The 12,531-nt window shown below is 40.8% G+C and carries 6 protein-coding genes; all 6 read right to left on the reverse strand.

Going from position 1 to position 12,531, the window contains the following annotated elements; genetic code table 11:
* Nucleotides 1–24: 24 nt before the first annotated feature.
* The gene (locus NXV01_RS01325; protein ID WP_259021592.1) at nucleotides 25–4,053 is read right to left on the reverse strand and encodes a hybrid sensor histidine kinase/response regulator transcription factor; all 4,029 of its coding nucleotides are present in this window, start codon (nucleotides 4,051–4,053) and stop codon (nucleotides 25–27) included.
* Nucleotides 4,054–4,301: 248 nt separating this feature from the next.
* Nucleotides 4,302–6,827 (reverse strand): family 20 glycosylhydrolase, encoded by a 2,526-nt coding sequence (locus NXV01_RS01330; RefSeq protein WP_259021593.1) that lies wholly within the window; start codon nucleotides 6,825–6,827, stop codon nucleotides 4,302–4,304.
* Between the two features lie 7 nt (nucleotides 6,828–6,834).
* The gene (locus NXV01_RS01335) at nucleotides 6,835–7,908 is read right to left on the reverse strand and encodes a cellulase family glycosylhydrolase (RefSeq protein WP_195650396.1); all 1,074 of its coding nucleotides are present in this window, start codon (nucleotides 7,906–7,908) and stop codon (nucleotides 6,835–6,837) included.
* Nucleotides 7,909–7,944: 36 nt separating this feature from the next.
* Entirely contained in the window at nucleotides 7,945–9,423 is a 1,479-nt protein-coding gene (locus tag NXV01_RS01340) for a BACON domain-containing protein (RefSeq protein ID WP_195650397.1), read from the reverse strand.
* Nucleotides 9,424–9,469: 46 nt separating this feature from the next.
* A complete protein-coding gene (locus NXV01_RS01345; RefSeq protein WP_195650414.1) occupies nucleotides 9,470–10,885 on the reverse strand; it encodes a DUF5125 domain-containing protein in 1,416 nt (471 codons plus the stop codon).
* Nucleotides 10,885–12,528, reverse strand: coding sequence for a RagB/SusD family nutrient uptake outer membrane protein (locus NXV01_RS01350; RefSeq protein ID WP_259021596.1), 1,644 nt, complete (start codon nucleotides 12,526–12,528; stop codon nucleotides 10,885–10,887). The genes NXV01_RS01345 and NXV01_RS01350 overlap by 1 nt, the downstream gene beginning before the upstream one ends.
* Between the last annotated feature and the right edge of the window lie 3 nt (nucleotides 12,529–12,531).

Genomic DNA, 12,531 nt, shown 5'->3' on the forward strand with positions numbered 1-12,531 from the left:
AAACATTCTTACAGGGCTTTTTGGTTAATCTGTCTCGTTTCGAAAATTGGTTGTCGAAGAAGCTCCCTCCTTTCCCGACTCTGCATACTTGCTTGGACTTACATCGTAATACTTCTTAAATACCTCCCGGAAGTATTTCACATCCGAGAATCCAACAATATCAGAAACCTCCGTTACTGTATGTTCACCCTGTTTTAACAACTGTGCAGCATGTTGCAAACGTATCATCCGGATATAATCAGCCGGAGCATAACCGGTCAACGCTTTTAATTTATTAAAGAAACTTGTACGACTCATATGATGATGACTGCTAAGCATCTCCACATTAAAGCCCGGATCTCCCATGTTCTTCTCTATACATTCCTTAACTGAAGCTATAAATTTCCAATCCAAGGTATTAGCGCAATTAGCTGGTAAATCCTTCTCTTCATCTTCAATACTATTATAAACTTGACGGAGCAATGCACGATTCGCAAGTATGTTTTTAATAGTAACCTTAAGTATTCCCACACTAAAAGGTTTGGTGATATAAGCATCTGCTCCGATTTCCAGTCCTCCGAGTATATCTTTTTCATCCCCTAGTGCGGTCAGCAAAATGACTGGAATATGGGACATCTCAATATCACTCTTTATAGTTGAACATAGCTCATCCCCACTCATTTCGGGCATCATTATATCAGATATGACGAGATCCGGATTAAATTCCCGTATAATGACAAGTGCATCCTTTCCATTGGAACAAGACTGAACGTAATAACTTACGGCAAGCATATCAACAAGATAATTGCGCAAATCATCATTATCTTCCACTACCAAAACACGTTGCGAAGAATTGTTCATCTGTGGAGATTTCATGACCGGCAAATCCGGAGCCTCACCCGACATGGTAACTTCCGGACATTCATCCACCTCTTTAGGGGAAATGAATTTAGCCTTATGGAAATGTTTATTTCCTTTCAGAAAAGTTATCCGGACACAAGTACCCTGTTGTTCGGCACTTTGAATCTGAATCTTTCCCTTATGCAACCGGACCAGTTTATATACTAACATAAGCCCGATTCCACTACCCGTTACTTTCAGATTGACAACATTGCTACCTCTAAAATAGTTCCTGAATAATTTCTTCTGCTCACATGAAGGAATACCAATTCCTGTATCTTTCACTTCGATACTCCAAGTGGTTCCTTCCTCGTAAGCACAAATACACACACTGCCATTTTCCGGCGTGTATTTCAATGCATTGGACAAAATATTTTTTAGAATAGATCCCATCTTGTCACTATCAAACCACACATTTAAATAGTCAAAGTTACTTTCATAAACAAATTTGATATGTTTCATTTCGGCATATTTGCGGAAAGTAGCGCAAACATCATTCATATAAGAGTTCAGCTCATACTCTGATACATAAAGGGTAGAAGAGTAAATATCTATCCGCTCAAAGTTTATCAGGTTGGTCGTCAGTTGAAGCAATGTATTCACATTCCTAAGAGCCATATTTATATGAGGTAATGCCTTATCAGTCACCATATGATTTTCTACAACTTCCTCCAACGGTGCTTTTATCAATGTAAGCGGTGTACGTATGTCATGGGCCGTATTAATAAAGAACCGTGTTTTCTCATCCGATATCTTCTTTTGTTTGTGCAACATGATAATACGGAATATGATAATCATAACCAACACCAATAGAATTGCATACCCCACCATGGCCCACATACTGGCCCATACCGGAGGTGTAATAATGATCTGAATGCTCCTCGTCTCATAAGTCTTATATTTCTCCTCATTGGATATGGCACGAATTTGTAAAGTATAACTGCCGGGAGGCAAATTTCTGACAAGAATCCGGTTATCGTGGCTCGGACGGCTCCATTCTTTATGATAACCGTCAATTTTCCATGAATAAAGAATATTGGACGGATAATCATAATTAATAGAAGCTACATCAAGAGAGAAAGTATTCTGTCCGTAGGCTAATTCAAGCTGCTCGGTTTCGTCAATATCCTGCTTTAAGGGAGATCCGTCATCACCCGGATAAACAGGATGATAGGCTATCATAAAATCACGCAGCAACAGACGTGAATAATGCGGCTCCGGTATCTGTATGTCTGTCGGGAACCTGATAGCACCGTCATTACCGCCAAAAACAAGCGTACTACTACTGTAAGCGGTGGCAGAGCCTGCATTAAAATTGACACTCATCAACCCCTGCTCCCGCGTCCAGTTGCGGAAGGAGTGTTCATTGGGTGAATAGATTGTAATACCGTTCTCCGTTCCCATCAGGAGGCTGCCGTCCTGACGTGGAAGAATCGTATAAATATTGTCGGAAATCAGCGCACAGTTGTCAGCCCGATACTGATGAATAAATTTCCCTTCATTGCTATCATAAACTAGAAGTCCGGCTCCACGGGTACCAATATACAGGATGCCGTTTTCCCTCTGGTATAATGCACATATGTAAAGAGACTCAATAGGCAAGTCAATATATTGGTAAACTCCAGATTTCTTATCAAGCTGATAAAGCCCCATTCTCGTACCAATCCACATCTGCCGGGCATCTTTCTCCAGAATGGTGGTGATGGAACTTACCCCCGGATACAAACGCACACTTTTAGTCTCAAGATTGATACGTTTTAAATTATAATATCCACCAGACCAAATATCACCGTTCGAATCCTTTTTAATATCAAAAATATATTGGTCGGGGCGTATTCCTGCAATAGAAGCAGGAGAAAAACAACTTATTTTAAACCCTTTTTTTTCTATCTTATAAATATTGGAGGTAAAACCACCAGCCCATATCACACCGGGAGAGACTTCACACAGTGCTAAGAAGATGTGATTCTCATCATCCGGTACCGGATCAAAAGAACTAAAAAAGGAGTGCCACTCTTTTGTACCGGTCTGATAGAGACTGATACCATTACTGGTAGCAAACCAAAGATCGCCGTCACTATCCTCCATCACATCATGAACCTGATCGTTCACCAGTGACCGGTTGTTTCCGAGAGAATGTTTTATCAGGTCGTAACTCTGATAACGGTTATTACGGATTGTAATACCAGTGGGATAATTAGCAAGCCAGATACGCTCTTCTTCATCCACATAAATGTCATTGATATTGTTTCCATTCATCCCATTATAGCTACTATAATCAGCCGTTATATATGGTTCACTCAGGCAGGTATTCACATCTAATTTATATACACCTTTTCCACCTGTAGCCACTAGCAATTCATGAGCATTCAATGAAACAATCCGGTTAATCTCTACATTGTTTGGTGAATGACAGGAAGTGATTTTTCCCGATTCCCCCATATCATACACAAGTATTCCGTCTTTATAGCCTCCTATAAACAATTGTTTTGAAATAGCGTGATAATAGAGTTCATGTACCGGTGTAACTATACTTTCCACGACTTCATCGGAAACCAACTTCAGTTTCCCCTCTTCTACTCCAACATGAAACAGACCGCTTCCCGTACCGATAAAGAAATGGTTGCCCTCCGTCTGTTCGATGGCAGTTATTTCCCCGTGGACCGGCATTACCATATCCTGCGTTGTGCCAGTACGGATATTATACCAAGTAATGGTGTCTTTATAACACAACCAGACATGGTCATTTTTATCCAGATAACCGTAATTAAGAAATGCCTGAGACTTATTTCTAATCAGCTTCGGATGTATGTAGGCCAGCTCGAATTTATCATGTTGTGAATCATACCTGAAAATACGCCCTTTTTGACCAATCACCCATAACCTATCCTTTCTGTCCATATAAAGCCAGCTCAAGGCAATCCGCGAGTCCAACTTCATGCTGTTGTCGGAAAAGGTGTAATGCTTGATATGTTTGCCGTCATAACGGTCTACCCCTTCCTGAGTCAAGAACCACATATACCCTCTTCGGTCTTTCTGGATATGGTATATTTTCTGATTGTTCAAACCATCTTCCAGCCCTATGTACTTATAAATCTGCCCCTTGCTTACAGTACCATTAATGAGAAGGATTATAAACAACAAATACCTTCTCATTTTTATAAAACTATCCATGCCTTTCACAAATATTCCAAAAACTCCCTGCAAAAATATGAAAAAATTAATAAAAACACAATATGATAAATGTATTTATATTTCAACTGATAATTAAATTAATCCTCATGTATACAGGTGGAGTTTATTGAACAGTGTAAAGAAGAACCTGAAATTTATATCGTTTTCAATATTCCTAAAGTTTCCAAAACACACAAAATAAATAGAAAGCTATCCTAATATTATTAAAATAGCCTTCTATTCAGATATCATTTATTTATCAATACAATTGTTACGCTTTCTTTCCCTAAACAAAAAGCTTTAGCCTTTATCAATGGAGCATCGCATTTTATCGGTTCTTTCCATACTACAGAATTTTCATTAGGCTCATTACCGTCAGTGGTATACCGGATTACCACATTTGGATTGGTTGTATTAGCCAGTAATAATCCATCCCTTACAATAATACCGGGAGGAGATATCCGGAAATTAATTCCCCGCTTTGCCAGACGAGGCAATTCATAATTTACAATACCGGCATTATATTTCCGTTTGGCATCCATATATATCTTGTTGTCCGAAGATAATGCCCACGATGGTTGAGCATTCCAAGCGCGCTCTGCCAGCCCGAAGACTTTCGGGAAAAGATAATATTCTATCTGTTCAAAACTACGGATTGTCTCCGACCAGATTTGTCCGGACAAACCTTTAATATTCTGACAGCCCTCTTTTGTCAAGGGTTGTTTACCGTTTGAGGCAGTTTTTACATCCACAGATTCACCCTTCAAATTCCGCCGTAAAGACTTATAAATATCAAAAGGCAACATATCAAACGTTACATACTCATCTACGTAACCGCCCCAACGCAATCCCGGCTCTTCCACATGATAACAATAGGCCATATCCAAATAGAAATTACCCACATTACAGAGTATAATAGGATAGCCCGCATTTGCTAACTTATACGGAACTTCATCCCCACCTTGTTCCGGAATTGTATTCCAGCAATAATTCAAGACCTTACTATTTCTGAAGTGTTCGTTCACGGTGTTATCCGGATTCATAACAATATCCTGCCATCCAACCGCCTGTATATTACGTTTATCCAACATTTCCAGAATTTGCTCCAGAAAATAATCTTTCAAATCCCGTATCTTAGTCAGTCCATGTTCTTTCATAAAAGTACAGCAGATAGCGGAACCTTCCCAAATACCTTCCGGCACTTCATCACCACCTACATGGAAAGCAGGCAATTCTACTCCCGCATCCTGATACATCCGCCCGATTTCATCAATCACTTTTTCAAGAAAACGGTATGTAGAAGGCATTGCGACATTAATGACATTATCTGTGAAATTTTGTGCCGATAGATATTGGGAAGTATCTGCAAAGTCAATCAAAAGATATTCTTCCGCTTTCGACTGATCCTTACCCATATATTTCCGGTGACGGGCATTCATGGCTTTTATTGCTGCCCGTGAATGGCCGGGAATATCTATTTCAGGAATAATCCTGATATGCCTTTCTTTTGCATATTTCAAAATATCCATAAAGTCACTGCGGGAATAATACCCATTAGCCAATGAGGTGGTATCTGCCTCATTCCATCCCCAGGCATATGCAGGATAAAGACATGTCTGTTCATCTGTGGTATGTCCTCTGAGAGAAGCTGTTGCTGTCAATTCCTCCAATCCGGGTATTTCCACACGCCAAGCCTCATCATCACTCAAATGCAGGTGCAGTACATTCATTTTATAGAATGACAATATATCTATCAGTTTCAGTAAATCCGTCTTCTTTGTAAAATTGCGGGCTACATCCAGCATGATTCCCCGATGTCCCATGTCCGGATAATCGGTAATATGAAGATTAGGAAGCGGAGAGGAAGCTAGTTTCATGTTATCCAATAAAGCAACCAATGTCTGGCCAGCATTAAATATGCCATGCGCATCATTAGCTTTCAAAGTCAGCAGATTATTCTTTATCACAATTTCGTAATACTCATCGGGATACTGGCAGGTGGCAGGAAGCTCTGTTTTCTTCAATTCAATGATTGTTTCTTCACCTTTGTCAGAAACGATACATCCAAACAGTGAAGTCAATTGCTTTTTCAACAAAAGAGCTTCTTCTTTAAATACACCGTCAAACTTCAGACCGACCTTTGGAGAGAAAGTAGAAACACCACCCGTCTTCTCTACTTTTTTAGGAGTAGGAAAGAGAGAAAGCATATCACAATCTACAGGCTTGCTGAAATCATCATTCTGCTTATACAAATAATTTCCATCTGCATAGGGAAAACTGTTCTTCGAACTAATCCATTGAGCATCGGGTCTAAAAAGCCCGATCTCAATCGGAATATTTTGCGGCTGCAACATTTTCCCTTTTTCATCGGTAGCTACAATATAAGCCCCTTCAGGAACCGAAGACACATTAATCACATTTCCTTCACTCATTATAGTAAAAGAGAGTGTTTCACCCGGTGCCAACGCCTGATAGTGTTCAGTAGGATACATTTTATAGTAAGTCGAACCGATACATTCAATTTCCAACGGTGCATTAACAGGTTGCTGATAATAAATTGGCGTCTGATTAAAATAGATCACCCAATTATCAGCCAGAGCTTTATTCCCGTTATTCGTCAAACAGAATGTATTCTTAAAATATCTGGCTTCCACACTATCTTTTTCCAGTTTCCATGTTAAAGAGAGCTGTGAGGAAGGGGGCTGTTTACCAGCCCCACAACCAAACAAGCATATCCCCAACATCATTATCCATATATTCCTCATAGTTATCATAAGGGAATTATTTAGTTAATGAACGAATACATTCCACTTCTTCTATTGAATAAGGTGTCCCATCGCCACGGAAAATATCATGGAACCACAAGGACGGTTCAGCTACGTCAGGCAACGGAGTATCCCATGCAAAGATTGTATTTGTCTTTCCGGCTACAAGTCCCCAGTTGATTGCACCAATATTTTCTTTCTTCAGCATTGGCATGATATCCTGAAAAGTACTGTTTTGAGTACGTGCCATATATTCCGTGCAAATCATCGGACGCCCATATTGCTTCAACGTGTCAATGAGCTGTCGATGCGAATCCAAACCTTCATATGTGTGATAGGTTATCACGTCCGAATTTTCCAACTGAAACTTATTCAAATTAGTCAAACTCATATCCCAGACTCCGGCCGACAAAGGTTGCGACGGGTTAACCGTTCGTCCCCACGTAAATATCTTCTGCAATAACGGCAGACTTCTTTCACCGTATCTATATCCACCCGAACCACCGGGCTCATTATATAGATCCCACAACACAATTCTCTTATCATCCTTAAAGGTGGTAAGAATGTCTTTCACATAATTCTCCAAGACCGGAAGTATCACTGCCGTATCACCTTTATAATACAGATCCCCCGGATCACGCGCCCATCCCGAATTATGTACTCCCGGTTGTGGTTCCGGTTGTTTTCCTGCCTGGTAAGTAGGATTCCAGCAATCATCCAAAAAGACAAAGATGGTAGAGATATGATGCTTATCGGCAATAGTAAGGTATTCATTAAGACGTTTCTTAAAACCTTCCTGATCCGTTTCCCAAACCAGATGGTGCAAATATACACGCATACAATTCATTCCGATGTCTTCTGCCCAGCCTAGTTCACGGTCAATAGTCACCGGATCAAAAGTATCAGCCTGCCACATCTCCAATTGGTTGATTGCCGTGCTCGGAATAAAATCACACCCACGGAGCCATCCCCATTGTTGATACCATTCATTAGCCTGCTCTTTTGTCCAGATTTCACGAACAGAGACTGTTTTCTGACTGCAGGCAATTAACATAATACCAATAAAAAACGAGAGTAATATCTTTTTCATAATCGAATTTTACTTTATCTAATTAGAAACCTTTATTCATTTTCTCCATGTAAATATGACCATATCCCCCGGTTCAACCACTATCGTAGAACCGTCCGGACTTACAGTTGAACCATCCTTCAGCACTCTGCTTACAGAACCGTCCACATCAATTGCCAGATTCATCACATTACGAAAATCCTTATTTACAACTACAAGATACTGGTTATTATCTTTCTCCAATACAGAAACAACAGCACCCGTATCACTCGTTGTCAATGATTTTATAGGGGCCGGCAAACTTCCCAACACTGTAGTTCCTTCCGGTATTTCACTTCCGGTATGAGACACTGAAATAACCTGCGCTCCCAAGAATATACCTGCAAGCTGTTGCACCTCCTGATTGACAGTCTTGACCAAATCATATACTTCGGTCGGCTCATCATGTTGAAGTCCGCGATAAGTAAAATACTGGATTGCCTGTGCACCGTAAGCCAGATCGCTGAAAACTTGTAATCTCAACTCGGGCAATGTCGGTATTTTATAAAAATGAGTTTCATCCAGTTTATGGGAAAGCGCAAGTGCAAACGCCCAAAAAGGTTTATTACTCTCTTTGGCAGCCGCTGATATTTCTTCCAAATTCCGATACCAGTCCGGGCGGACAATGCTGGGAGCACCATTTATAGATACAATAGGATAATTGTCAAAGGATATAAACGGTACAGGCACCTGCTCTATAAACGACTTTACATTTTCAGAATAAAGTTCTTTTCCCCAGGCCCAGTTGGGGTACAGATTTATATAACAAGGATGATGACTGTCGATGGTTTTAATCTTCTTCACCAATTCGCCCAAGCCCGGCAAATCATTCACTTCCGGTTCATCCTTCAAATGATAGGCATACAAAGCCGGATGGTTCATCATTGCTTTTACAACCTCTTCAGCAGTAGCAACAGACAAAAGGTCTTTACAAGAAGTTATCATTTTCACTCCGGTTTTCTGTGCAGCGTCAAGCGCCTTCAATGTTGTCTCCAAATCATCATACCATCCCAGATAAATATTAATGCCGGATGCTTTCATTACCGGAAATTTCTCCAACGACTTGTCCGCTTCCACCCCAGTCCATGCTATAATCGGGAACTCCCCATCAGTTGTAGGGATATAGGAGTTGCCCTGAACAATCTCTATTTCCTGTGTCTTCACCCCATTAGGTACCACACGAAATACAGCCGTACGTCCGGCTCCCGCATTCGCACTTGCAGTAATTGTCACTTTTCCGTTCCCGCTCCCTTTAGTCGGAGAAATGGTAGCCCAAGACTGATCGGTCTCGTTAACAAATTTCCACTCCGTATTAGACTTTATCGAATAAACTTCCGTAAACCCGTCATTGCTGATCTGCAACTTCCCCAAATCTCCGGAAATAGAGAAAGAGGCTTTCTCCGGATCCATCGAACAAGACATCAATACCATTGGCAACATCGAAAAAAAGAATGCAACCAACAACTTCTTACTATATGCTTTCATTGATATATACATAATTCTATTGAATATTAAATTAAAGACTATTAATATTGATTCTCTCTTAATTATAAGGAGTCAATCGTATCACTTCTTTGGCTTTATCAATATGTATCGTATAAAGTCCGGCTTTAAAATCAGGACCCGGAATTAGATCACCGGGAGCATTTCTTGTTATCAAGTTAACAGGCTCCACTGTATATAAATTCTTTGTATCCTCCTCTTGTGCCCAACCATATCCTCTATAAAATTTAAATCCCATCGTTTGGTCAATGTATACGACTGCTTCAAAAGTACTTGCACCGACCTTTTTAAAGAAGAACCATTGGTGAGGATATGCGAAGTCCCAAGCAAGCGTAGCCACATAAGGTTCACGTGGAAAGCCAACTCCAGTACCAAGAATATACATCACCTCCGGATAGAAAACATCCCGCGGCCGTTCCATATACATGAAACCATTTGATGTATTATATTTCAAGTTATAAAGTACCGACGGACCATCGAATTTTGCTTTACTCCCTGAAACATCTTTAAAAAATTCGGGCCGGAGCATATTGGTGACATCACTGCCAAAACCTATAAAATTAATCTTGGCACTCTCTACCAATTCAATATCCAACTGAATATATCCGCCTCCCACATCAAAGAATCGGGACTTGTCAATATCAATGCTATATGCCAGTGTCTTATCGGTCGAGAAACTCAACATATCAAAAGTGATATTCTCCAATATATAACTCCCCACCTTAGGAGTCGGAATCGAAGTAGCTGTATCATCAGTCACAATCGAAATCTTATTGTCCGAATACCCCCATACCAAACCGGAATAATCAGGTTTATTGTTTACTATCTTTTCGGCAACTTTAAAATGGTCTCCAATTCCAGTCAAATCCGCTGCACTCGTCCGGAAACTATAATCCGTTTCATTCTGATTCTCCTTGTCCATTTCATACACATTTCCCAAATCATCAACAAGGTATAATTTGGAAGGTGTTTCCGGACGGGTCACCGCCACACTTGCGGCCTCATCCAAGGTCAGGGTCGATTCATTGCCTCCTAAATCATTTACAGCTTTGATGGTTACCACAGGACGTCCGTTCTGAAAACCGGCAACAAAGGGCAAAGTTGCTTCCTCTTCAATAACTACAGAACGTCCGCTCAATCCCTTGGACAAGTTCAAAATCTCGGCTCCATCCATTGTTACCAGTAATTGGAATGAAACCAGATCATTATACTCATCACTTATCTGTGCGGTGAATTTAACTTTATCACCAGCCGCCACAACCGTTTCACCATTCACTCCCCGCAATACAGCATTTTCTATTTTAGGTTTTGAAGGCGTAGGCCACTCCGGCCATTCACTTGGCTTACTAATATCATCTTTTGCACACGAAAAGAGCAGTAACGATGATATGAATAGTACGTATATCTTTTTCATTTTTCTTAAGATCTCTAGTTTAACAATCATGAATGACGACATTAATTGCGAGCTGCCGCAAGATCTGCTTTCCATCCCTCACGCTCAAATGTCTGTACCAGCACTTTTCCATAAGATTCCGAAGCTTGCTGAACCGCATAATTGGGAATAGGCACATATTGATGTGTAGGAGCCACTCCTTTTATCTTCGCCGTACGCTGTGCATATTGATTAAACCGGATGAGGTCTATTTTACGCATTCCTTCATACAACATTTCATGTCCTCTTTCGGTAAGTAAAGCATCCAGGAAAGCTTCGGCACTAGCTGTTGCCGATGCCGGAAGATCATCCAGTCCGGCGCGTTTACGCACTTCATTCACTGCAGCAACAGCGTCAGCAGACGGAGCAGCATTGTTTTTACGAACTTCAGCTTCCGCATACATCAACAAGACATCCGCCCAACGGGCCAACGGTATATCAGTCCCCTGAAAAGCCGTAGCCGTTTCAACCGGGAATTTATTAATTATAAATCCGTCCCATGTGGTTGTATTCCGGTCAATCCAAGTTCCGGCTGTCGTATAATATTTAGTCAGGATGACATCACGACGCTTATCCGAAGGATCATACGTATCCCAGAATTTCGGAGACACGTTAAAGGTTTGTCCCCATCCCTGCCCTTGCAGATAAAAAGGAGTGGGATTTCCCTGATCGTCCACTCTCGCCGCATTATCAGGAGTAGCGAGCATCATCAGCGGATTAAAATTACCGGACTTATTCGTACCATCCGCCGTTTCATCACAACTGACAGCCATAATCACTTCCGAATTGAAATTATTGGCATTTTTAAATTGCTCGATATAAGGATTATCTCCTTTTTTGAAAAGGCTATACCGCCCCTTCAACTCGCTATACATATCAATCGCTTTCTGATAATAACCGGACATATAATAACCTTCATTCAAGCAATGCCGCATGATGCACACACGTGCATAGTCCTTATTGTAACGTCCTTGTTCCGGCTGAGTATCTGCAATATACTGATAAGCATAATCAAAATCAGCCATAATCCATTCCGTCATTTGCTGCAATGTCGGACGTACCAGATTCTCCAGTTTTGAAGGATTAATCAGATCGTTCGGATCAACAATCAAAGGAACAGGTCCATATACATGCAATAAATAATACATCATCAATCCCCGGCAAAGACGGGCCTCGGCAATAAACTCCCTTTTACGCTCCTCGGAAACGACCTCGGTAGAAGCTTTCTCCAAAGTACCAATCACATTGGTGAAGTAGGAAATCTCACTTACTTTCGGAAAATGATTCGGGCTTTCGTCACTTAACGTACCACTCGTATAATAGACACACTGACTGAAATCGGCTTTGGAAAGGAAGTAGTATCCACCTCCCCAACCATTATTCCACACCGCCATCTCATCGGTCGGATAATCAAAGAATTTCAGTACGCCTCCGGCAGGTATATACCAACCATGCTGGTTGCCACTCGTACCGGCACCAATCCAATAGGTCCATGTAGTAGTAAAAGGCATATAGCAGGTCATCATAAATGATTCGTATTCGGCTTCAGTCACCGGATAATTAGAAACATTCAATGTGCCATACATCTTCGGATCAAAATTATCCTCACAACTGCACATGATAAATGCAATCATGATAAATACTTTAAATAATTTATTCTTGCTCATATT

It is taken from the genome of Bacteroides sp. BFG-606 (assembly GCF_024788145.1).
Classification (GTDB): Bacteria; Bacteroidota; Bacteroidia; order Bacteroidales; family Bacteroidaceae; genus Bacteroides; species Bacteroides vicugnae.

What these genes read in the sequence shown, in the direction of transcription:
- NXV01_RS01330 (WP_259021593.1), bottom strand. Translation starts at nt 6,827, where the DNA reads ATGATAACTATGAGGAATATATGGATAATGATGTTGGGGATATGCTTG.
- NXV01_RS01325 (WP_259021592.1), bottom strand. Translation starts at nt 4,053, where the DNA reads ATGGATAGTTTTATAAAAATGAGAAGGTATTTGTTGTTTATAATCCTT.
- NXV01_RS01350 (WP_259021596.1), bottom strand. Translation starts at nt 12,528, where the DNA reads ATGAGCAAGAATAAATTATTTAAAGTATTTATCATGATTGCATTTATC.
- NXV01_RS01340 (WP_195650397.1), bottom strand. Translation starts at nt 9,423, where the DNA reads ATGTATATATCAATGAAAGCATATAGTAAGAAGTTGTTGGTTGCATTC.
- NXV01_RS01345 (WP_195650414.1), bottom strand. Translation starts at nt 10,885, where the DNA reads ATGTCGTCATTCATGATTGTTAAACTAGAGATCTTAAGAAAAATGAAA.
- NXV01_RS01335 (WP_195650396.1), bottom strand. Translation starts at nt 7,908, where the DNA reads ATGAAAAAGATATTACTCTCGTTTTTTATTGGTATTATGTTAATTGCC.